Source organism: Streptomyces mayteni (assembly GCF_054783955.1).
Genome location: NZ_BAAGPR010000030.1, coordinates 46,311 through 69,390, shown reverse-complemented (window position 1 = coordinate 69,390; position 23,080 = coordinate 46,311). Strand labels below are relative to the sequence as shown.

At 72.1% G+C, this 23,080-nt stretch carries 11 protein-coding genes; 3 read left to right on the top strand and 8 right to left on the bottom strand.

All coding sequences use genetic code 11. The annotated features are described in order from the left end of the window. Positions 1-94 precede the first annotated feature (94 nt). Positions 95-1,798: a hypothetical protein gene (locus tag ACYVPE_RS16240; protein WP_461034302.1), complete on the top strand. Its 1,704-nt coding sequence runs from the start codon at positions 95-97 to the stop codon at positions 1,796-1,798. A gap of 40 nt (positions 1,799-1,838) precedes the next feature. Here the strand turns inward: ACYVPE_RS16240 and ACYVPE_RS16235 are convergent, their stop codons facing one another. Together ACYVPE_RS16235 and ACYVPE_RS16230 are read right to left on the bottom strand one after the other, a co-directional pair. After that, positions 1,839-4,250: an NB-ARC domain-containing protein gene (locus ACYVPE_RS16235; protein ID WP_461034301.1), complete on the bottom strand. Its 2,412-nt coding sequence runs from the start codon at positions 4,248-4,250 to the stop codon at positions 1,839-1,841. A 199-nt stretch (positions 4,251-4,449) separates the two neighbouring features. After that, on the bottom strand, positions 4,450-6,021 hold the full coding sequence (locus ACYVPE_RS16230; RefSeq protein ID WP_461034300.1) for a serine/threonine-protein kinase: 1,572 nt from the start codon (positions 6,019-6,021) through the stop codon (positions 4,450-4,452). Between the two features lie 116 nt (positions 6,022-6,137). On the opposite strand from ACYVPE_RS16230, the gene ACYVPE_RS16225 reads away from it, so the two are divergent. Then, a complete protein-coding gene (locus tag ACYVPE_RS16225; RefSeq protein WP_461034299.1) occupies positions 6,138-6,722 on the top strand; it encodes a hypothetical protein in 585 nt (194 codons plus the stop codon). A 21-nt stretch (positions 6,723-6,743) separates the two neighbouring features. Here the strand turns inward: ACYVPE_RS16225 and ACYVPE_RS16220 are convergent, their stop codons facing one another. Next, a complete protein-coding gene (locus ACYVPE_RS16220) occupies positions 6,744-7,928 on the bottom strand; it encodes a cytochrome P450 (RefSeq protein ID WP_461034298.1) in 1,185 nt (394 codons plus the stop codon). A gap of 173 nt (positions 7,929-8,101) precedes the next feature. Between ACYVPE_RS16220 and ACYVPE_RS16215 the strand changes: the two genes are divergently transcribed. Beyond that, positions 8,102-9,922 carry a protein kinase domain-containing protein gene (locus tag ACYVPE_RS16215; RefSeq protein WP_461034297.1) on the top strand — a complete coding sequence of 607 codons (1,821 nt, stop codon included), beginning with the start codon at positions 8,102-8,104 and terminating at the stop codon, positions 9,920-9,922. Positions 9,923-9,964: 42 nt separating this feature from the next. On the opposite strand, the gene ACYVPE_RS16210 is transcribed toward ACYVPE_RS16215, so the two are convergent. The 5 genes from ACYVPE_RS16210 to ACYVPE_RS16190 all read right to left on the bottom strand — a co-directional run bounded on the left by ACYVPE_RS16210 (position 9,965) and on the right by ACYVPE_RS16190 (position 23,065). After that, positions 9,965-12,382 (bottom strand): right-handed parallel beta-helix repeat-containing protein, encoded by a 2,418-nt coding sequence (locus ACYVPE_RS16210; RefSeq protein WP_461034296.1) that lies wholly within the window; start codon positions 12,380-12,382, stop codon positions 9,965-9,967. A gap of 357 nt (positions 12,383-12,739) precedes the next feature. Further along, a complete protein-coding gene (locus tag ACYVPE_RS16205) occupies positions 12,740-14,884 on the bottom strand; it encodes a DEAD/DEAH box helicase (protein WP_461034295.1) in 2,145 nt (714 codons plus the stop codon). Then, complete coding sequence (brxD, locus tag ACYVPE_RS16200; protein ID WP_461034294.1) at positions 14,881-16,206, bottom strand: BREX system ATP-binding protein BrxD; 1,326 nt, start codon at positions 16,204-16,206, stop codon at positions 14,881-14,883. The genes ACYVPE_RS16205 and brxD overlap by 4 nt, the downstream gene beginning before the upstream one ends. Further along, the gene (gene pglZ / locus ACYVPE_RS16195) at positions 16,203-19,094 is read right to left on the bottom strand and encodes a BREX-2 system phosphatase PglZ (RefSeq protein ID WP_461034293.1); all 2,892 of its coding nucleotides are present in this window, start codon (positions 19,092-19,094) and stop codon (positions 16,203-16,205) included. Before pglZ ends, brxD begins: the two co-directional genes overlap by 4 nt. Beyond that, positions 19,094-23,065 carry a PglY protein gene (locus ACYVPE_RS16190; RefSeq protein WP_461034292.1) on the bottom strand — a complete coding sequence of 1,324 codons (3,972 nt, stop codon included), beginning with the start codon at positions 23,063-23,065 and terminating at the stop codon, positions 19,094-19,096. Before ACYVPE_RS16190 ends, pglZ begins: the two co-directional genes overlap by 1 nt. Between the last annotated feature and the right edge of the window lie 15 nt (positions 23,066-23,080).

The window sequence follows — 23,080 nt, the reverse complement described above, 5'->3', positions numbered from 1 at the left end:
CGAGCCGCGAGCCGCGAGCCGCGAGCCGCGAGCCGCGAGCCGCTGACGCGCGTGGCGTCGGGGGCCCGCTCCCTTCCCCCGGGCGGCCGCCGTGATGGTTGACCGCCCGGCCCTGCCTCCGCTCCGCGTGCCCGTCGGCCACGACGCCCACCGGTGGCGCACCTTCCAGGGGGAGCGAACCCTGGTCGTCGCCGCCCGCACCGTCACCTCGACCGTGCGCGTGCTCGAAACGCTCCCCGCGCTGCTGCGCGACGACGACCGGGTCCGCGTCGTCTTCGCCCACGACGCGACCTCGGCCTTCTCCGCCGGCGTGCTTGATCTCCTCCACGACGCCGGCTGCCGGGTCATGCCGTGGGAGCAACTGGGCGACGTCGGCCCGGACCTGATCCTGTCCGCGAGCGAGAACGTCGAGCTGCCCGACGGCGACTGCCCGGTCTTGGTGCTGCCGCACGGCGTGGGCTTCCAGAAACTCGTTCCCGATTCCCGGAGCGCGCACCACCGGCTGTCGGGCGTCGTGTCGGACGCGCTGCTCGAGTCGGGCCGGGCCTGGCTCGCCGTGTCACACCCGGCCCAGGAGGCGCAGTTGCTCGCCGCGCACCCGAAGACCGCCGGCCGCACGCTGCTGGTGGGCGACCCATGCTTCGACGAGCTCGCGGCCAGCCGTCCGCGTCGCCGCGCCTACCGTCAGTCGCTCGGCGTCGGGGAGCACCAGCGCCTGGTGGTGGTCAGCTCCACCTGGGGTCCGACGTCGCTGCTCGGCACCCACCCCCGCCTGCCCGCCCGCCTCCTGGCCGAGCTGCCGCACGACGAGTACCGGGTCGCCGCCATCGTCCATCCCAACGTGTGGGCGGCGCACGATAGTTGGGAGCTCCGCAGGATCCTGGCGCCGGCGCTGGAGGCCGGCCTGCTGCTGATGCCGACCGTCCACGCCTGGCGGCCGGCGCTGGTCGCCGCCGACGTCGTGGTGGGTGACCACGGCTCCGTCACGCTCTACGGCGCCGCCGTCGGAACCCCGTTGCTGCTCGCGGCGTTCGGCGACGACGCGGTGCCCGGGACGGCGATCCACGACCTGGCGGCGGCCGCTCCCCGCCTCGATCCGGCCGGGGACACGCGCCGCCAGCTCGAGCACCTCCTCCGCACCCACCCGCCCGACCCGTACGCCGAGATCGCGCGGCGGGCGTTCTTCGAGCCAGGACAGGCCCTCGCCCGGCTACGCGCCGCCCTCTACCGGCTGCTGCGCCTCCCCGAGCCGGGCTCGCCGCCGCCGTCCCCACCGTCGCTGCCGGTCGCCGAGCAGCCGGTGGCACCGGTCACCGCGTGGCGGGTGACCACCCGGGTCAGCCTCACCGGCGAACGCCCCACCGTCGAGGTGTGCCGCTACCCGGCCGCCGTCAGCGCCGCCGGGGAGCAGAACGACGACCCGCCCGACGCGTTCACGCATCTCGCCTGCGCCGACGATGAACGCGACCGGCGACGCGCGCACGACGCCTCGGTGCTCGTGCTTCGGGCGCCGGCGCCCACGGCGGTCGCGGCGGCGCGCCGGATCAGGAGCGCGCTCGCGGAGCTGCCCGGCGCGCTGCTCGCCGCCTGCGCCGTGCGCGACGGCGGCTGCCTGGTCGGGCTCAAGGACGGCCGGCTCGTCACGGCGGACGCCACCGGGCCGGCGACCGACGCCGGCCTGCCGGCCGCCGTCGTCTACGCCTGCCTGCGCGCCGGCCTGCCGCTCACCGACTCCCTGGTGACGCTGCGAGTCGGCCGGCTGCGCGAGCAGGACGTGGCGCTCCGCCTCCGCCCGTGAACGTGAACGTGAACGTGAACGTGATCGGCCGTCGGCCTCGCTACGTCTCGTCCGCGAGCCGCCGCCGCAGCCGGTCCGCCTCCGGGCTGCCGTTCCGTTCGTGGATCTCCAGCGCGCGGGTGAGCCAGTCGCGTACCCGCTCCCGTGGGGCGTCACCGCGTGCCGCCACGTCGACGAGCGCTTCGAGCGCCTGCGCCTCGTAGTGGGTCGCGTCCACCTCCCGCAACACCGTGACCGCCGCGCTCAGCGCGCGGATCGCCTCCGCGTCGTCGCCGAGGTGGTCGTGGGCGACGCCGACGGCCGCCATGACTCGGGCGGCCATGCGCCGGTCAGGCTCTGCCAGGTCGAGCAGGTCCGCGTGGGCCCCGCGCAGCGTGTCGAGGGCCGCCGCGTGGTCGCCCAGGGCGTCCTGCGCGCGGCCGAGGAAGTAGCCGGCGATGGCCGCGCCGCGCCGCTCGCCCGCCTGCTCGTTGAGGTCGAGCGAGCGCCGGTAGGCCGTGACGGCGCGCGGCGGATCGAAGCGGTCCAGGTACCGTCCGTAGAACTCCTGGACGGAGGCGCGCAGCACCAGGTGGTCCGTCACCTCCGCGCGGGAGACCGCGGCTTCGATCTCCTCCCGTGCCCGGTCGTCCTCGCCGAGGTCGAGCAGCGGCCGTGACAACAGGCTCCGCAGCCGGGCCTCGGCCGCCGTGGCCTCGGCGATCTCGCCGGCGGTGCGCGCCACCGTGGCGGCGGCCGCGGCCGACTCGGCACCCAACTCCAGTGATTCCCGCCAGGGTTCGAGGCGGCGACGGTGCAGGAACAGGGCGGTGAACGCCTCAGAAAGCGGCCAGACGAGGGCGTGGAACCCGTGCCGGGCGGCGACCCGGAGCACGCCGAGGATCGCGTGCCGCTCGGCGTCCAACCACTCCAGCGGGGACGGCCCGCCGGCGGCCGCGAAGGGGTTCTCGGCGGCGCTCAGCAGCTCCCCGAGCGTGGCGATCCGCAGCCTCCCCGCCCGCAGTGCCCGGTCCGCGAACGCCGTGAGGACGAGGTAGTGCGTGGCCACCCGCTCGGTCAACGCCGCCTGATCGGCGGCCGGTTCCTCCGCCGCCGCGCGCTCGCGGGCGTGGAGCCGAACCAGGTCCTGCATGCGGTACCGACCGTCCGCCCCCGTCTCGACCAGGCTGTTGGCCGCCAGCGAGCCGAGCAGCCGCCTGGCCCGCGCGGTGTCGACCCCGGCGGCCGCCGCGGCCACCCCAGCGTCGAAGGTCGGTGTCGGCAACCACCCGAGCAGGCGGTAGAGCCGGGCGACCTCGGGCGGCAACCGCCGGTAGGCGGACTCGAACACGGTGGACACGGAAGCCCCCTCCCCCGGCAGCGACATCGCCACCAGCCTCTGCTGCTCATCCTCCAACTCGGCGGCGAGCGAGGCCATGGTGAGCCCCTCGTCGACCAGCAGCCGCGCCGCGACGATCCGCAGCGCCACCGGCAGGCCGCCGCAGAGCGTCACAAGACGCTCGGCCGCCGCCGGCTCCGCCGCGACGGCGTCCGCGCCGCGGCAGTCACGCAGCAGGGCGAGGCCGCCCTCGGCGTCCAACGGCTTCAGTGAGATCAACCGCGCCCCGTCCAGGGTGAGTTCCGCGAGCCGCCGCTGGCTGGTGACGAGCACCACGCTGCCGGCCCCCTTGGGAACCAGCGGCCGCACCTGGGCGGGTTCGCTCACGTCGTCGAGCACGACCAGCACCCGACGCCCGGCCGACCGCGACCGAAACAACCGCGCCCGCTCCGCGAGGGACCTGGGGATGTACTCGTCGCCCACCTGGAGCGACCGCAGCACCGTCGCCAACGCCTCGGCCGTGTCGGTTCCCGGGGCCGCGAAGTCCACGTGGAGCTGCCCGTCGGGGAAGCGGTCCCTGGCCCGTTCCGCCCACCGCCGGGTCAGCGCCTTCTTGCCGACGCCCGGCGGCCCGCCCACCACGCCGATCTCGATCCCACCGCCACTCACGGCCTGGTCCAGCCACGCCAGTTCGGCGACCCGGTTGCTGAACGGTCCGGTGAGCGCCGGCACCTGGTCAGGACGCACGTCCGTCCCCACCGGGAGCGCCGCCGGCACCTGGAAGGTGATGTCGCCCTGAATGTGTGCCCCGTGGAACGCGGGGCCGTGGTGCGTGCCCCCGCTCACCACCGCCACCGAGCCGCCGGGCGCCAGCTCCACCAGCATCCGCCGCAGCTCCACCGCGGCCCCCGGGTCGCCCCTGAAGACCTCGAACAGCCGCCGGCGCCACTCCGCCTCGACATCCGCCGCGGCCCGCCGCCCCCGCTCCAACTCGTCCCGAGCGGCCTGGAGTTGTGCCTCCGGATCGGGATCGCTCGCCGAGCGCCGCCTGGCGAGGAACTGTCCCACCCGCTCTCTGGCCCGCTCCCAGGACTCCGACACCATCAGCCCCACCAGAGCTGACGCCCCGGTCATCGCAAGCGCCGTCAACTCGGCTTCCACCGGGCCCCCTTCACGCCTCGTCAGCACGCCGTCGCAGCGGCGGCAGGCAGCAACCGTAGAGCCAACCCGGCGACATTCCCAGCCCGCCACGCGGTGCCGCCCCGGCAGGCTCGCTCCGACGGGCCGCCGCGAAGACGTTCCGATCCGCGGCCGACCAAGGGCCGCGGCGCGCTCATTCGGCGTCGGCCACGTCCAACTCCAGGTTGTCGATCACGTCCGCGTAGAGCTCCTCGCCGTGGGCCATCGCCTCGCCCTCCTCGCCCGGCATGACCACTTGGACGCGCCACATCGTCTCGTCCTCCTCCACTCCGTAGAACAGTGCGTTCCGCTGCAGCCTGGGCTCTTCCGGGTCGGTCAGGGTGGTGACGTACATCTCGGCCGCCTCGCCCTCCTGGAACTCCGACTCCCAGAAGTCGCCCTCGACCTCGTCGTAGGTCGCGGTCCGTTCCTCGAAGTCGGCGAGCTGCGCGCCCGCGGCCTGCAGGGGGCTGCTGGGTTCGGCGGGCCGTAGCCACACCTCGATGATGTAGATGCCGTCGGGTGACGTGTACAGCACGTGCGGGTTGTCGCGCTCGTTGCCGGCCACACCGGCGTCCTCGACGCTGCGCGTGTAGCCCTCAGGGACCGCGATGTTCATGCGGAAGTCGGGCTCCTCCCGCACCTCCCAGCCGTCCGGCAGCCCGCCGCCGCCAGGCGACGTGGTCCAGAGGAGGGTGAGCGCGGCCGCCAGCGCCAGGGTGCCGGTGGCCAGGCCGATGAGGCCGCCGCGGCCGAGCCGTCGACGCCGCTTCCCCGGCTCCGCCTGCGGCCCCGGCGCCGTCCAGGACAGGGTGGGCTGGCTGGCCACCTGGGGGGCGGCCGGCGGCGCCATGGCGGCGCGCAGCACCCGGCGGACCTCGGCCGCCTCAGGGCGGGCCGCCGGCGACTTGTCGAGCATCCGCGTGATCAACTCGCCGAGCGGCCCGGCCGACTGCAACGGCCGGGGTGTCTCGGCGGAGATCACCGCGTGGAACGTGGCCGCGGCGTGGCTCCTGCGGAACGGCGAGACGCCCTCCACGGCCACGTAGAGCAGGACGCCGAGTGACCACAGGTCGGACGCCGGCCCCGGCCGCTGTCCCAGGGCCAGTTCCGGCGCCATGTACTCGGGGGAACCGATGAGTGCCCCCGTGTCGGTGAGCCCCTGCTCGCCTTCGAGCCGCGCGATGCCGAAGTCCGAGAGGACGACCCGCTCCTCGGACCCCATGAGCACGTTCGCCGGCTTCACGTCCCGGTGCGTGACGCCCACCTCGTGCGCGGCGGCCAGCGCGTTCAGCACGGCGAGACCGACACGTGCCGCCTCCATGACGTCGAGCGTGCCGCTGTCCAGCACGTCGTCGAGTGACTGGCCGCGCACCAACTCCATCACCAGCCAGGGCTGACCGTCCACGGTCACCACGTCGTGCAGGGTGATGACGGACGGATGGCTGATCCGGGCCGCGGCGCGTGCCTCGCGATGCATCCGCTCGTAGAGCATGGCCCGCTCCGCCTCAGGAACGGTCTCCGGTATGCGCGGCTCCTTGACCGCGACCTCCCGGTCCATCAACTCGTCGTACGCCCGCCACACGGTGCCCATGCCGCCCTGCCCGAGCCGGCTCCGCAGTCGGTACCGCCCACCGATCAACCGCCCCTCGGCGGCCGGTCGATCGGGCGGCTGGAGCGCGTAGCTCGTGGTGGTGTCACCGTCATGGGTCCCCTCGCTCGTCATACGGCCATCCTTTCCGATCCCGAGAAGCCGTCACCACCCGGGCGTTCTTTTGGGGACGGACTCGTGACGGAAGAAGATCGAACACGACCACCTGACCACCGGTTATGGTCGCGCCCATGGATGCCACCACGAGTTCCCTGGTCGTCGCCGTCGTCGGCGTCCTGGGCACACTGTTATCGGGACTGCTCGCCCACCGCGGCGCCCTTCGGTCCAAGGCGATCGAGCTCGACCATCTGGCCGTCGAACGCCGGGAGGAACGGGCGGCCCAGGAACGTCGCGAACTGCTGGAACGGCGGCGCGCGTCGTACGCGGCCTTCAACCAGGCTCTACGGCAGTGCCACCTCGTGCTCGGGCGACATCACGACGCCCTGCGGGCCGGCCCCGGCCACCCACTCCCCTCCCCCGAGGTCGAGGTGGCGCGCGACGCCCTGCGCCATGCCTACGCGGACGCGCAGATGGCGGCCTCGGACGCCGTCCTGAAGGTTGGTGGCGACGTCTTCTTCCAACTCTCGAAAATCCACGGCCTGCTCACCGAGCGGTCGGCGGTCAACGCTCCGGCGGAACTTCGGCTCGACGACGCCGAGCGGCTGCTGAAGCGCGCGTCGGCCGGCCTGTACGCGGTACGGCAGACCATGCGGAATGATCTGGGCATCACCGACCTTCCCATCGAACGGCCCGAGGACCACGGCACGGTTCGCTGAAGCACGTGCCCGGGGTCGCGGTCAGGCCGTCACAAGCAGCGTGCGGAGCCCACGGATGACGAACTCGGGTCGGTGTTCCGGCTCTTCGGCGAGGCGGAGTCCTGGCAGGCGGGTGGTGATGGCGGCCAGCGCGGCGGTGATCTCGACGCGGGCGAGTGGGGCGCCGACGCAGTAGTGGATGCCGGCGCCGAAGCCGAGGTGGGGATTGGGCGAGCGGCCGATGTCGAGCCGGTCGGGGTCGGGGAACACGGCAGGATCACGGGCGGCGGCCCCTAGCAGCGCGGCGATCTTCTGGCCTGGTGCGAGCTCGTACCCCGCCACGGTGGTGGCGGCGACGGCCGTCCGCTCGAAGAGTTGCAGCGGGGCGTCGTACCGGATCAACTCCTCGACGGCGGTGGGCAGTAGATCCGGCGAGGCGACGAGCCGGTCCCACTGGTCGCGGTGGCGCAGGAGCGCCAGCACGCCGTTGCCGATCACGTTGACCGTGGCCTCGTGCCCGGCCATCAGCAACAGCGCGGCGGTGCCGACGAGTTCGTCGTCGGACAGCCGGTCGGAGCCGTCGCGGACCGCGACCAGGTCACTGATCAGGTCGTCCCCCGGTTCGCTGGCCCGGGCGGCGGCCAACTCCCGCAGGTACGCCACGAACTCGGCCGCCGCCGCCTCGGACTCGGCGGCAGCCTCGCGCGGCAGACCGTACTCGTACATCTTGACGATGGCGTTGGACCAGGGTTGCAACCGCGGCCGGTCCTCGGCCGGCACGCCGAGCAGTTCGGCGATCACCTCGATGGGCAGCGGCGCGGCGAGATGCGTGAGCAGGTCGGCCGCGCCGTCGGCCGCGACGGCCACGGCCAGCCGGCCGACCAGGCCGTCGGCCACCGCCCGGACGCGCGGCTCGAGCCGCGCGGTGTGTCCACGATTGAACGCGGCCGACACCAGCCGGCGCAGCCCGGTGTGGCGCGGCGGTTCGGTCTCCAACAACGAGTTGCGGTGCAGCAGGTTGAACGCGGGGAACCCGGCCGCCGGCTCCTTGTCCCGCCAGATCCGTCCCGCGGCACGGTCCCGAAGCACGTCACCGCAGGCGGCATGCGACACGGCGACCGGCAGCCCGAGCCCGTCGTGCCAGTGCACGGGCCCCTGCCGTCGCAGGGCGGCGAATGCCGGGTAGGGATCGTCGAGGAACACGGGATCGGCGGGGTCGAAGCTCACCCATCGACCGTATCGGCTGTCGTCGTGGGTCCGAAGGCATCAGCTCGGTCAATGTGGTGGGTCGTGGCTGATCCCCCGGCAAGGAACCGGGAGTTGAGCCGTGGCCTGACCTGACGCGGTGATCTACGCTGTTCACCTGCCGCGTTGCTCGACCACACCGGGGGGTGCTGGGCATGGACCACACCATGAGACCGGGAAAGCTGATCGGCGGGCGGTACGAGCTGACCGAGCCGATCGGCAGCGGCGGGTTCGGGAGGGTCTGGAAGGCGCGCGACCAGCGACTCCAGGCAGACGTGGCGGTCAAGGGCCTGTATCTGCCGCCCTCCGCGTCGCCCACCGAGCGGGAGGAACGGCTCAAGCGCGCGGAACGGGAAGTCCTCAACGCCGCGAGGCTGCGCGACCACCCCAACATCGTGAGCGTGCACGATGTCGTCGTCGAGGACGACATTCCGTGGATGGTCATGCGGCTCGTCGTGGGCCGTGCCCTGGGTGAACGCCTTCGGGAGTCCGGCCCGCTGTCGGTGGGCGAGGCCACCGACGTGGCCAGGGCCCTGCTGAAGGCGCTCAACGCGGCGCACCAGGCGGGGATCGTGCACCGTGACATCAAGCCGGCCAACGTCATGCTCGCCGACAACGGCGAGATCCTGCTCACCGACTTCGGCATCGCGACCCACGAGACGGACGTCTCACTCACCGTCACGGGCGGGGTCATCGGTTCGGTCCCCTATATGGCACCGGAACGTGTCCACGGCGAGAAGGGGCAGGCGCCGAGCGATCTCTTCTCCCTCGGGGTGACGCTGCACGAGGCCGTCGAAGGCGCCTCGCCCTTCAACCGTGACTCCACGCCCGCCTCGCTGCACGCGGTGGCCTACGAGGATCCCCCGCCGCCGCGGCGCGCGGGGACGCTGACGCCCCTCATCACGCGGCTGCTGGCCAAGGCCCCCGACGACCGCCCGACGGTCGCGGAGGCACTCGCCCTCCTCGACTCCCCACCGTCGGAGGCCACGCCGCGGCACGACGCCACCACACCGACCGCGATCGTCACGGATACGTCGCCAGCGTCGCCCGAGGCAATGCCGACGGCGACGGCCCTGGCACCGCCGCCGGCACCAGCGAATCCGTTCGCGGTCATACCCGTGCCGCCGGTCGCCCGGCTGGGCCCGGGCGGCTACCCCGCGCCAGCGTCTTCCGGCGGCTCGGCGATGAAGTGGCTGGGCTGGATCGTGGCCCTCGCTGCCCTGGGCGTGCTCGTGGCCGTGCTGGTCGCCATCAACCAGTCAGAGGACCAAGGGACGGGCACGACCTCGTCTGGTGACGGGGCGTTCAGCAACACGACGTCGGTTTCGATCGAGGACAACTCCACGGCGGAGTCGACCATCGACGTCACGGGCCTCGCGGGCAACGCCCCCGGAGACCTGGGTGTCACTGTCGACATCAGCCACACCGCCATCGGCGACCTGAACATGGAACTCGTCGCCCCCGACGGCACCGCCTTCGAACTGGAAGTATTCGACGAACCCACCGACTACACCGTGGACGCCTCGGCGGTCGCGGCCAACGGCACCTGGACCCTGCGCATCGAGGACACGCTCTCGATCGACGAGGGCACCCTCAACTCCTGGTCCCTGGACTTCGGGTCCGCCCCATCGGTTCAGACGCCCTCGTCGGGTGGTGGGGCGTTCAGCAGCACGGCTCCGGTTTCGATCCTCGACCACGCCATGGCGGAGTCAAGCATCGACGTCACAGGAATCCAGGGCAACGCCCCCGGAGAACTGGGCGTCACCGTCGACATCACCCACACCTACATCAGCGACCTGGAGATGGAACTCATCGCCCCCGACGGCACCACCTTCGAACTGGAAGCATTCGACGAACCCACCGACTACACCGTGGACGCCTCGACTGTCGCGGCCAACGGCACCTGGACCCTGCGCGTCGAAGACACCCGCTCGATCGACGAAGGCACCCTCAACTCCTGGTCCCTGCTGTTCTGACGCCTCTGCCACCCCTGGCACGGCCGGCGGTCGCACGTCTCGTCAGCCCCGGCCGCGAGCCCAGGCGAGTGCGCCCACGTGACCGTGGTCGGTGCCCGCGTGGTTGAGGGGGCTGCGGGGCGCCAGGCGGAGGAAGTCGCCGTACGCGAGGCGTCCTTCACGGGTGAAGGTGTAGTGGGTGGGTGGGGTGAGGCTCGCGAAGTCGCGGGCCGTGACGGTGTCGGTGGCGGGTTCGTTGGTGGAACGTTCGCCGTCGGAGAGGAAGTTGGTGCGGTCGACGTCGCCGGAGATGAAGTCGGGCACCGGTTCGCCCGCAGTGCGCAGGGAGATGTTGTCGCGGTAGGTGCCCTGGTCTTCGGGGGCGACGTAGGGGTTGGAGCGCATCAGGAAGTTGAAGCGCTTGTTGTTGAAGGCGGTGTTGTTGGTCAGGACGAGCTCGCCGGGGTTGAAGTTGTCCGAGAAGCCGTCCATGTTGTTGCCGAAGGCGAGGTTGCCGCGTACGACGTGGGCGACGGGCAGGCCCTCGCCGCCGAGCTTGAAGCCGTTTCCGGTGTCGCCGTCCTCGTGGTAGCCGTCGCTCAACTGGCCGTTGGCGTAGGCGATGTTGTTCTCCAGCAGGATCGGGTGGTTGGCGCCCTCGTTGATGCGGTTGTAGAGGTCCCAGCCGTCGTCGATGTTGTGGTGCGAGACGTTGTTCCGGAAGACGTTGCCCGGGCCGATGCCGAGTTTGGCCGCGAAGCCGTCGGCGTTGATGTCGGTCAGGTCACGGTTGTCGTGTGACTCGCTGCTGGCGACGAGGTTGTGGGCGGGCCAGAGGGTGGGGTCGCCGCCGGTGCCGCTGATCTGGAAGCCGGTGTTGAGGTTGTGGTCGAACACCATGCCCCGGATGGTGTTGTGGCTGCCGCTGACGCGCATGCCGTTGGCCGCCGCGTGGGTGATGCGGAAGCCGTCGACGCGCCAGTGGTCGGCGTCGAGGCGCAGGCCGTTGGGCAGGATGTCGCGGCCGTCGATGACGACGGGTTCCGCCGGATCGTAGGGGGCGAGCCGCTTGGGCGCGTCGGGCAGTCCCGAGTAGGCCCGGGCGATGACGGGTTCGGCGGTGGGCTGGTAGGTGCCACCGTGCAGGAAGACCGTGTGGCCCGGGGCGACGAAGCGCAGCGCGGTGGCGAGGTCCACCGGGTCGTCGGCGGTGCCGGCGGCGGCACTGGTGCCGTCGGGCGAGGCGTGGACGCCGGGGCGGCGGGCGTGTGGTCCCGTGTCGCCGTAGGGGGCGTGGGTGACGGTGAGCGTCTGGGTGAGGGGGTCCCTGGACGGGCCATCGGTGGGCGTGTAGGTGAGGGAGAGCCCGGTGGTGCCCTCGCGGGTGAGCCGGATCTCGTGGCTGAACGGCTCGCCTGCGCTGACCGGCGACGAGGCGATCGGCGTGCCGTCGCGGGTGACGGTGAGGGTGCCGTCGTAGGTGGGGCGGGCGCGCAGGGTGTAGTCGCGGACGCTGCTGTCGGGCGGGGAGAGCAGCGTGAGGGAGGGCGCGGGGAGAAGGGGCTCGGGATCGACGCGTGGCTGGGTGTCCGCCTCTGAGAGTTCGAGGCTGGCGTTCTCGAAGGTGACCAGGGCGTTGCGGGCGGCGTAGAAGCCAACGTACATGTGGTCCGGGTCCTGGTCCTGCACCCAGTCGGCGCCCGCGACCCGCTGGGTGAAGGTGGCCGGCTCGCCGGCGTGGGTGAAGGTGGTGGACATGACGAACTCGGTGTCCGTGCGTTCGAGTCGCAGCGACACGGGGGTGCCGACGGGCAGCTGGTAGGCGGGGTCGGTGGTGAAGGCGGTGGTGTCGAGCTCGCTGCCCACGGTGCCCCAGGGTTCGGTGACTCCGGTGCGGGCGAGCGAGACGACGCCCTGGCGCATCAGGCCGGCGCCGAACATGTTGGAGGCGGCCGGCAGTTCCTCGAAGCCGAGCTCCATGGGGTCGCGGCGGGGCGGTCCGTTGACGTCGCGGACCATGATCCCGGCACTGTCCTGGGTGCTGGGCGCGGTGCCGGTCTCCGGGCCGAACTGCTCGACGGTCATGTCGACGGTGAGCACGAAGTTGTCGGTGTTCGGGTCGAGCGCGGTCTGGTAGAAGGTGAGACCGTCATGTCCTGGCGCGATCTTGCCGCCACGGCTCTCCACGACGACGCTGCCCTCGATGGTGCCGGGAACCTCGGGGCGCGCGTAGTTGGTGCCGACCTTCTCCGGCAGCACGTTGGACGCGAAGTTGAGGTCGGTGGACTGCCCGAAGGTGACGGCCTCCCAGGTCAGGTCCTCCGCCACGGTGGCGGCCACGCCCCGGTCCTGCTGCGCCGCGCCAACGCCGGCGGCGGTGGCGGGTGCCGGGGTGGTGAGGAGGAGGGCCACGGCCAGGCCACCGGCGGCCAAGACCCCGCCGCGCCGTCTCGTTCTCCCGTACCGTACGCGCTTCCTCATGCGGCTCTCCCTGACGACCGACACATGACCGCGATCAGTCAATGCCGGCACCCATTCCGGGTCAAGGGTCGCGAAAGCGCTGTCTGCTTTTGGGGCGCCCGCCGCCCCGGCCGGCGGGCCGCGGCCGCCGCGCGGCCTCGTGCGGCAGGAGCGGCCTGCCGGCGACGGTCTCGCCCGTGGCGCGGGCGGTCGTTCCTCCTCCGGAACGGTCTCCGGTATGCGCGGCTCCTTGACCGCGACCTACCAGTCCATCAGCTCGTCGTACGCCCGCCACACCGTGCCCATGCCACCCTGCCCGAGCCGGCTCCGCAGCCGAACCGCCCGCCGACCAGATGGGCCGTGGGAACGGGAATCCCGTCAGGTGGCAGGCAGCGAGGTCAGGAATCGTGCCGGTTCCGCGAGGACGCGCCCGGCGGCGTCGAGGTCGGCCAGGCGGGCCGCCAGGGTGGCGACGGCGAGGCGCTCGGGAAGGGCGACGCTGAACTTCAGGCCCCTGATCGCCCTGGGGTCCACCTCGGGGAGGCTGAGGCGCTCCGCGGCCTGGCCGATGGCCTGTTTCCAGTCCTGGGTGGTCAGGTCCTCGCGGAGCCGGATGTGGGTCTCGGTGGGGCGTTGCAGGGGATCGGCGATGGGCGACAGGCTGGCCGCGAGGGTGGCGTTGGCCCGGTGTCCGGCCCAGGTCCACCAGCGCACGTTGGTGTCGTGCCCGCCCCGCGTCACCACGGTGCCACCCGGATGCACCAGCTCGGCGTTGTCATCGCGGACCTGGGCCAACGTCGCCTGTGCTCGCCTCGTCAGGGCCACCGGCGGGTCGGCGCCAAGCAGCACGTCCCTGGCCGCTCTGGTCAGTTGGTAGGACAGTGTCCGGTGGCTGGAGAGCCCGCCGCTCCAGCGCGCCTTCCCACCTCCGTCCACCGGCTCGACGAAGCAGCGCCGGCGGGACCAGTCGATGTAGGTGACCTGCCAGCTGCGGCCGGCGAGGAGCAGCCGCCGAGGGCCTGCCACCTCCTCCGTGAGGAGGGTGGGGTCGGCGGTGCCGATCTCGCTGCGGCCGGCGAGCACCGTGAACTCGGGGGCGGCCGTGAACACGGCGGTCAGGTCCATGAAATGCCGGTAGCCGAAACGGCGTTCCGCCTCCGGGCCGATGAAGAGCATGCCGCCGTCACGGTCGAGATAGCCCTCGTCGACGAGGTGGCGGACGATCGGCTCGGCCGAGGGGCCGAAGGGGCCGAGGCCGCCCCACCAGTCCTGCCAGAGCCGGTCGCCGACGGAGTGCTCCTGGAGGCAGAGCGCGAGCACCTGTTGGGCAACGATGTGTCGGGGTTCTGGCGGGGCGACGACCGGCTCGACCCAGCCGCAGGACCACAGCAGCAGCAGCGCGGCGGCGGCGAGCAGCCCGTCCTCGCTGACGGTGAGGAACAGGCAGTTGCGGTCCGAGCCTGACCGCCGCCCGGTGCGGCCGAGGCGTTGCAGGAACGAAGCCACGGTGGCCGGTGCCTCGATCTGGATGACGCGGTCCAGATCGCCCACGTCGATGCCGAGTTCCAGCGTGCTGGTGGAGACGATCACACAGTCGCGGGCCTCGGCGAACGCCTCCTCGGCCCGCCGTCGCTCGTCGATGGAAAGCGAGGCGTGGGAGAGGAACGTCGTCACCCCCTTGGCGCGCAGGCTGGCGCCCAACTCCTCGACGGCCTGCCGGGACTCGCAGAACACCAGGCGTTTCTCGCCCCGGTGCAGCGCGGCGATCACGGTGGCCGCGTTGGAGAGCGAACCGACGTAGTCGAGTTGGATGTCGCCGGGCGGCTGGGCGCTTGGTGCGGCGGCTTGGCGCAGGTGGGGGGCCACGACCTGGGCCGTGCGCACGCCGGCTCCTGATCCCTGGAGCCACGCCAGCAGTTCCTCGGGGTTGCCGACCGTCGCCGAAAGGCCGACGCGCTGTACCGGCTGGCCGACCACTCGCTCAAGACGCTCAAGCACCGACAGCAGATGCCAGCCTCGGTCGTCACCGGCGAAGGCGTGCACCTCGTCGACCACGATCGTCCGCAGCCCGGAGAAGAAGGCCCGGTGATCCACGTTGGTGCTGACCAGCATGGATTCCAGCGATTCCGGCGTGGTCAGCAGCACGTCGGGGCGCGCCCGCAGGATCGCCTTGCGGCGCGGCTGGGTGACGTCACCGTGCCAGAGCGCCGCCGTCCGGCCGAGCCATCCGGTGTAGGACTCAAGACGCGGCAGCAGGTTGTTGAGCAGGGCCTTCAGCGGGCAGACGTACAACACCGAGGTGCCGCTCCAGTTTCCGCGCGCCATGCGGGACAGCAGTGGGAAGGTGGCGGCCTCCGTCTTCCCACCGGCGGTGGGGGCGAGGAGCAGGGCGTCGGCGCCGTCGAGCAGCGGGAGGATCGCCTCTTCCTGGAGTGGGCGGAGCCCCGGCCAGCCCAGGGTGTTGACGATGTGGTGGACGAGGCCCGGGTGCAGCAGGTCAAGCGGCTCGGGGGCGCCCGTCACGGCAGGTCCAACGGAATCTCGTCGGCGTCCCGCGCCGCGTTGCGCTCGACGTCGTTGAGCTCGTCCCGGCGCACCGTCAGCGGGTAGTCGCGGCGCGGGTCGAACTCCGGGTGCTCGTCGATCCGGTCGAGCACGTCCACCAGCCGCTTGAGGAAGAGGCGGGGGGCGATGCCTACGCGTCCGCCGAGCTGTCCGGTCATCGCGGTTGCCAGTTCGGCGACGTAGGCGTCGTCGGCCCGCTCGCTGACGCGCTCGGCCGCGCCGGCTCGGGAGACATACAACTCGCGTACGGATCGTCCGAGTTCGTTGAGCTTGGGGAGGTCGAAGCCGGTCAGCCGCAGCTGCACGGCGCGCGGGGAGTCGAAGCGGGGGTCGGTGGAGAAATCGGTGGCCAGTCGCTGGGCCAGCGGTGGCAGGCGTTGGACGCCCTGCTGCCCGTCGTAGAAGGCGGGGGTGCCGGTGATGACGAGGAAGAGGCCGGGGAACCGGCCGGCGTCGATCTCGTCGAGAAGCTGCCGCAGCGCGTTCAGCCCCTTCTCCCGCACGTCGCCGCGGACCCGTTGCAGCGTCTCGATCTCGTCCATGACGACGAGGAGCCCGCGGTGACCACAGTCGCGCAGCACGGTCAGCAGGCCCTGGAGGAAGCCGAGGGCAGTGAAGTGGTCCAGGTCTCCCCGCACGCCGGCCGCCCGGCGTGCGGACGCCGCGACCGACTTCTCGCCGCCGAGGTAGGCGATCAGTGCCTCGGCCGTGGCGTTGTCACCGGCCAGCGTCGCCTTCCGGTAGCCGCGCAGGGCGGCCGAGAAGGCAGGCATGGTCCGGGCGACAGCACGCAGCCGCTCCTCCATCAGCTCGTTCACCGCCGCCTCAAGCGCCTGGGAATCGGCGGCGAGCTCTGGATGAGCTTCCTCGACGTCCTCCTCCAGGGTGTAGAACCAGGCGTCGACGACGGGCCGCAGGGCGCTGGCGGGCTCGGTGGCGGTGGTCAACTGTCGTGTGAGGCGCCGGTAGACGGTCTCGAGCCGATGCAGGGGGGTCTCGGTCTCGGAGATCTGGATCTCAGCGGTCGCGAGGCCGGCCCGCTTGGCGCGCTCGGCCAACCAGCGGGCGAAGAACGTCTTGCCGGAGCCGTACTCGCCACGGATGGCGTGGAAGGCCGCCCCGCCAGACGCCACCGTGGCGACCCGCTCGTCGAGCGTGGGCGCGAACCGGTCGAGGCCCACGGCGAACAGGTCGAGCCCCGCCTGGGGCACCGTGCCGCGCCGCAGCGCCTCCAGGACCTCGCGCCGCCGGACCGGGCTGACCTCGGTGACCGGGGTCATGCGTCTCCCTCCACGCGCTCCGGGATCCCGAACTGCTCACGCAGCTGCTCGACGTTGAGGCTGACGCGGCTGCGGGAGTCGACCAGGCCGATCACGTCGTAGCCCTCGATGTTCAGCAGCCGGGACAGGACCGTGATCAGTCCTTCCGGCTGTCGGGGCGCCCGGCCGCCCGAGGCCGTGACGGCCGCGACGACCGCGCCGATCGACAGCTTGCCGCCGGCTTCGGCGAGCGCGTCGATGACGGCCGCCACCGCCTTGCGCTCGGGAGTCCTGCGGACGAACCTGCCCTGGCGTTCGTAGAGCGGGCTGTCCACCACCAGCCACCCCAGGCTTGACTCGGCGGCCGGCACGACAGGCTCGACGGCCGTCGCCTGCTCGATGGCGTCGGACCCGAACAGCGTCTCGCCACCCACCGGTTGACGCCGCTTGGACGCCGCCTTCGGCCGCTCACGCTTCTCCGGCGAGTGAACCCTCGCTGCCACAGCGACGTCGGCGGCCCCGCCCGGTCGCCACCAGCCGGGCTCCACCGCCTCGCGCGGCAGCACCGACCAGCCGGCCGGGAGGCCGTCCGCCGACTGGGCAAGCACCAGCACCGGCACGGCCATCTCTGCGAGCGCGGCTCCACCCTGGTAACCGGCCTTGCGCGGGGTGTAGCGCAGCGAGGCATCCCAGGCGGCCGTGACACGGCCGCCGTTCTCCAGCACCCGGGACCCCGCGAGTGCCACCTCCCCCGGGCCGGCGCCGCCGGTGCGCCAGCGCGCCGACTCCACCCCCTCAGCCTCAACCTGCCCGGTCTCGTCGTCGCCTGTTCGATCCAGGACATGCCCGGAGCCGGACACCAACACCACCGGACGGCCCTGGGCCCGGGCCGCGTTCAGCAGCTCGGGAAGGCAGGGCACGCTGTCCGCCGTCCAGTCCGCGACGGAGCCCGGCTGGCCGTGGTCCAGGTGCCGTTCGACGCCGTCGAGCACCACTCCGACGATCTCGCGATCCGCGGCGATGGCCTCGACGAGGCGCGCGTCGAGTGGCTGGCCCGGAGGGCCCGGCACGTCCGTCGGGTGGAAGAGCGTCGCGGTGTGCCGGCGGGTGGCCCAGAAGGCGGCGAAGCCGTCCTTCTCGGCGCTCTCGACACCCACGACACCCCGCGGATCGTCCTGCACGCCCGGCACCAGCCGGCCGCACAGCAGCGCGGCCCGACTGACGGCCGTCACCGACGGGATGGCTGCGAGGGCGGTGACCCGGCGTCCGACGCTGGCCGTCAGCTCGATCCACGGCCCCGCGGCCATCAGCGACTCGCCAAGACGGGCCGCGACCGCGCCGCTCATCCCGCTCACCACGATGATCAGCGGAGGCCGCACGTCACGGTCGGCGGACCTCGTGTTGGCCTGCGAGACCAGCGGTGCCGCGATCCCCTCCAGCACGTCCTCCACGGCCAACACGCCGTCGGGGCCGACCGGCCGTTCCGCCGTCGTGCCGGGTGCGGCGACCCACGCGCCAAGGCGGCCCGCGAACACACCATCCAGCGCGTCGCGACGACGTCGCACCTCCCGCCGAAGGCCGGCGTACATCGGCTCGTTCACCAGGGTCAGCGCGTGGTCCACCCACCCCCACTCAGCGGTGTGGGCCCGCAGCGCGTCCGCCACGGACGGCACCTCTGGTGGTGGCGTGGCCAGCCAGCGGGTGAGCCGCACGGCCATCTCGGCTGAGCGCAGCTGGTGTGCGTGGAAAGCCTCGGCCAGCTGGTGTTCCCGCAATCGGTCGAGGGCCGTCTGGGCCGCCGAGGGCCCCTCGGCCAAGGCGTCGGCCAGCGCGCCCAAGCGGGCCAGGAATCCGGAAGGCAGGAAGGGGTTGGCGGCGAGCACGTCCGTCAGCCGCGCCGTGCGTGCCAGCTCGTCGGCGCGCGTCACGATCTCCAGCACGCGACGCCGGGCCGCCTCCCGACCCGGGCCGCCCCCGGCGGCCTCGCCGATCCAGCGGATGAGCGTGCCCTCCACGGCCCGCGCATAGGCGTGCAACTCGGCGAGGGTGAACTCCACACGGCCCAACAGGGCACCAAACGACAGCAACGCTCCCTGCGGCACTGCCCCGGTGGACAGCACGGCCCCCAGCACCCCGATGGGCATCGCGTCCGCCGCCTGGCCTGAGGCGATCAGACGGAGGAGCAGCGGCGCCGCCTCCCCCGCGCGTCGCTCGAGCCAGCGCGCGATGCCCTGCCGCTCGACCTCGGGCAGCGCGGCGAAGCGCTCGGGCCCGTCGTCGGTGCACGACCAGGCCAGCAGCGCGTCCACGTCCACGGCGGCCGCGCCGTCCGCCGCGCCATCGAGGCCGAGTCGCACCCCGGTCAGGGCACGCATCGCCGCGTCCAGCGTGAGGACGCTGCCCCGGCCGGGCCAGCCGCCGTCCCGCTCCTCCGGCTCGGCCGCGATCAGGGTGTCGAGCAGCCAGGCCCAGTCCTCGCTCCGCAGGCGCGGGTCGAGATCGGCGGCGCCGAACTTCTGCTTGACGATCTCGGCCCGGTCGACGGAGATGACGCGGGTTCGGAGCATCTCGCTCAGCAGGTCGAGGCCGAGCCGGTCGCCCTCGACGTTGGTGGTGACGACCAACAGGTCGGCCGGCGCGCTCTCCTGGTGCTCCTGCCAGGCGTCGGTGATGCCGAGCACGGACGTGGCGTGCGCGACCCGCACCCCACGGCGCCCCTTGTCCGGGGACTCCGGTTGCGATCCCTCGACCCGCACGGTGAACGTGGGCGGCTCGGTCGCGGCGTAACGGCCGTGCACCAGCACCAGCCGGTGGTCGATCTGAGCGGCGGCCCCGCCGATGGCGGTGAGCAGACCGGCGACGACCCGCTGACTCACCTCGGGCACGGCCACGGACGAGGACGCGGCCATCAGCTCTCGTTCCCCCTGTCTTTGGCACCGGCCTGTTCGCTGGCGGGCACGAGCCGCCAGGTGACCTCGATCGCCGCTTCCGGATGGGCGGCGACGTACTCCTGGATCTCCTGGAGTTCGGTCCGCACGTTCGCCAGAGCCGTGCTGAGCTCGGTTTCCAGGACGCCACTCGGGCCTGACACCACCCGGTGCGAACGAGTCGTGACGCGCGGCGGCGCGGCGGCCGGCTCACCGGCGGCGCCCTCGCCCGTGGGCGCGGGCACGATGGGAGCGGGGGGCGCTGCCTGGGCGTCCACCGGCGGCTGCCCCGCCGTCAGGCTGACGCCGCCCGGGTCACGGCTCTCGGGACGTGTCGGGTGCGGCACGGTGGGCGGCTGGGGCGCCGCCGGGGCGACGGCGGTGAGCCGTGCGCCGTCGGCGATGACCTCAAGCGCCCGCCTCCTGGCCTGCTTCAGCACCAAGGCGAGCCGAACGCTCTCGCTCTCCTGCTCGGTCGCCGCCTCGGCGACCTCCCGCAGCACGCGCTCCGCCCGGTCGGCAAGACCGTCCCCCCGGTCGGTGTACTGACGCACCCCGTCGAAGAGCTTCCAGTCCGCCTCGTCAAGCGCGTCCAGCGCGGCCAGCACCTGCTGGGCGGTGGACATGGTGGTGCCCAGCACGAAGTCGCTGGTGAGGTAGGTGGCCGCCGCGAGATCCCGGGCGAGCGGCGTCATGTCCTGGGCGCGCTGCACCCTGGCCAGCAGGTCGGTCGCGTCCCGCACGGCCTGTTCCCTGGCAGTCAGCTCCGCGCCGGTGATCCCCAGCGCGATGCGGTGCTTGCTCAGCGACTGGCGCAGGCCTATGACGGCCGACCGCCACTCCGCCGCCTTCGCCAGCACGCCGGACGCGAGGTCCTGGACGTTGCGGACCCGCATCGCGGACGGCACCGTCGTGCCGAAGACCGCCGAGGCACGGCTCTGGGCCTTCTCGAACTCCTCCTCGGTGGGCAACTCCTGGGCGCGCAGCTCCCATCCGGGCCCGATCTGGTCGAGCTCCGGGGGCGACTCGGGCTTCCCACGGAACACCCAGGACCGGTCGGCGAGCATGGCGTAGGTGGCGATGACCAGGTTGCCCACCAGGCGATCGAGCCCCGTCCAGCCCAGGTCGGCGATCCACCGCCGGACGTCCTCGACGTCGAGGCGATCCGTGGAGTCCGAGTGCTGCGCGGCCTGTCGGTCGATGGCCCGCCGCCACTCCGTCCCGACGATCAACGGCCCGTCGTGCACCTCGCCGAGCTCCAGTGGATGCACGACGCGCCGCACCAGCTCCAGGTCCCCGCTGTCCACGACCACCCGCCGGCCACTGTCGTCCATGGCCCGGGTGATCCACCGGTGGACCTTCTTGAACTGGGCGGGGGTGACGGGCTTGCGGTCCTCGGCACGGTCGAAGTTCGGGTGCTTGGGGTGAAGGGTGTCCAACAGGCCGTCGGCCAGCTTGAGCAGGTTGTACCGGAAGGCCCCACCGCCCTGGAGGCGCGGGGCGTGCCCGGACAGCAGCGAGTGCACATGCCCGCTGGTGACCGTGTATCCCAGGTCTGACTCGTTGGGCTTCGCGATGCCGTACGCCTGTGGCAGCACCTGCGCCAGCTGGGAGGTCAGCACCTCCCGCTGGGCCTCCAGCTGGTGCCGGAGCCGAATCTGGTCGTCCGACGCCAGATGCGCGGCGTACTCCCGCAACCGGTCACGGCCAAGCAGGTAGTTGATCTTCAGCAGCCGGCTGAACTGCTTGCTGCGCTGGTCGGAGAGGAACGAGGGCAGCCACACCAGTGTCGGCATTGTGCCGTTGTGTTGCCGCTGGGCGGCGTAGATCCGGTTCTCCGCCGCGGTGGGCCGGTCACCGCTGTCCGCGAACGGATAGCCGATGATGATCCGGACGGCGCCGGGGTCGCTCACGGCGAAGTGGCCGTCCGGCAGCTCGAACGGGTCACAGACGTCGGCGAAGACGAACTCGACGGTGCGCCGCGTACCGTGCCAGACGACCTCGCCCCGGTTGACGAACTGGCCGTCGTCCTCCAGGTCCAGCTGCTTCCAGAGCCAGTCCTTGAGCCAGTTCTTGCGGACGCCGGCCTGGTCCTGCCCGGTGACCCGGTCAAGTATCGGCTCCACGTCCAGGTCGGAGAGGTGGAGCGAGAACACCGGGTCGCTCTCGCCCTCGCTGCGCAGCGGCCCGCTGAACTCCGCCACCAGCTCCTGCATCCTGGCCTTCGCGATCCGGTCGGTCTGCCCGGTGCGGGACCGGATGGACCCGTGGTTGAGAGCGGCCAGCCGGGAGGCGGTCAGCCGCTCGAGTGCCGGGACCTCAGGGGCCAGATACGCCAGCAGCAGCGTCTTGATGAACCGGTCGTCGGCACGGAACTTGTCGGTGTCCGCCTGCCCCTTGTGCTTCGCCAGCAACACCTCGCGTGCCTTCGCGTAGAAGCGGATCGCCGTGTCCGCCTCGTGGCGCAGCCGGTCGGTGAACGCCTCACTCATGCCCTCGGCCAGCACGTCCCACAGATCACCGAGCGGGATCAGCTGCCCGACCTTCATGTCATCCCGGCGCCGGTAGAGCATCTCCTTGATCAGGCGCAGACCGGTGCGCTCGCGCTGGAGAGCGCCGGAGAGCGCGACGAGCACGTTCAGCAGGGCGGGCGAGAGCGGATAGAGCGCCTTGAAGTCGTCCCAGTCGGCATGCGTGGCGCCGTTGGCGTCCAACAGGACGTCCCGGGTCTCCTGGTTGGAGGTCTCGACGACGGCGAACGCCGCCTCCAGCGCCCGGCGGCCGACCTCGTCCCTGGGCTCCAAGACGCGCCTCTTGATGATGGAGGGCAGGTTGCGGTCGGTGAGGCTGATGGTGTCGATCCGCTCGGCCAGGTACTTGACCTGGTCCTCCAGGTTCTTGGCCTCCTCGCCGATGGCGTGCTCACCGATCAGCTGGGCGAGATCCCGCTGCCGGGAGATGAAGGAGACGATGGGCAGCGCCCGGTCGCCCGCGCCGGACTCGACGAGCTTGACCAGCTTGTTGACCTCGTCGTTGACGAAGGTCCGCTCCTTGAGGTGCGTCTGCAACCAGAGGATCAGCTCGTCGAGGAAGAGGATCAGGCCGTCGAAGCCGTGGTCCTTGGCGTGCTGGCTGATGATGGCCAGCCCGTTCTCCAGCGGCAGGAACGCGTCCTTGGCGCCCATCGCGCCACGGGTGTAGGAGGAGAAGGGGCCGGAGAGCAGGGCGGAAGCCAGCCAGTCACGTTCCGTCTCGCCGGGACCTGCGGAGAAGGCGACATTCAGCAGGGCCGGCGTCCAGACGCCGGGGGCCGCGTCCAGGTCCGGCAGGTCGCCGTCCTCGCCTTCCGCACCTCCCGGGGTGGATGTGCTGGCATCCCCCTCCGGCAGGTTCGGGTTCCCGAGCCACCGGATGAACTCCGCGTCGTCATCGAAGAACTCCCGCTGCCGGCGGGCGTCGTCCAGCATCGCGTCGGCCCGGTAGACGGGGGGCACCGGGATTTTTGCGTCCATGCGGCGGATGGCGGCAACGTAGCCGCCGAGGATGGCGGACTCCAGGTTGGTGGACCCCACCAGGTGGTAGGGCACCATCAGGAACTTGCGCTCCTGGATCCAGCCCTTGTTGTCGGCAATGATCGGCTGGAGATCCTGCTTGGCCCGGGCCGCCTCGTCGTAGTTCAGGATGGCGTGCAGCACGGTCATGAAGTGGCTCTTACCGGAGCCGAACGAGCCGTGCAGATACGCCCCGTTGGGCTTGCCCGACGCGACGGACGTCTCGACGATCTTCAGCGCCCGACGCAGCGCACGCTCGATATTCTCGGTGACGACGTACTCGTCGATCCGCTGGGCGGTCTCCTCGAACCCCCCGGACAGCTCCACCTTGAACTCGCCGGAGAGCACGCTCTCCGGCATGTCGAGTACATCCCGCAGATACAGATCGTCGCTGTCCGTCATACCCATCGCGTCGGT

Coding starts and splice junctions, on each gene's coding strand:
- ACYVPE_RS16240 (WP_461034302.1), top strand. CDS start 95: ATGGTTGACCGCCCGGCCCTGCCTCCGCTCCGCGTGCCCGTCGGCCAC.
- ACYVPE_RS16235 (WP_461034301.1), bottom strand. CDS start 4,250: ATGACCGGGGCGTCAGCTCTGGTGGGGCTGATGGTGTCGGAGTCCTGG.
- ACYVPE_RS16230 (WP_461034300.1), bottom strand. CDS start 6,021: ATGACGAGCGAGGGGACCCATGACGGTGACACCACCACGAGCTACGCG.
- ACYVPE_RS16225 (WP_461034299.1), top strand. CDS start 6,138: ATGGATGCCACCACGAGTTCCCTGGTCGTCGCCGTCGTCGGCGTCCTG.
- ACYVPE_RS16215 (WP_461034297.1), top strand. CDS start 8,102: ATGGACCACACCATGAGACCGGGAAAGCTGATCGGCGGGCGGTACGAG.
- ACYVPE_RS16210 (WP_461034296.1), bottom strand. CDS start 12,382: ATGAGGAAGCGCGTACGGTACGGGAGAACGAGACGGCGCGGCGGGGTC.
- brxD (WP_461034294.1), bottom strand. CDS start 16,206: ATGACCCCGGTCACCGAGGTCAGCCCGGTCCGGCGGCGCGAGGTCCTG.
- pglZ (WP_461034293.1), bottom strand. CDS start 19,094: ATGGCCGCGTCCTCGTCCGTGGCCGTGCCCGAGGTGAGTCAGCGGGTC.
- ACYVPE_RS16190 (WP_461034292.1), bottom strand. CDS start 23,065: ATGACGGACAGCGACGATCTGTATCTGCGGGATGTACTCGACATGCCG.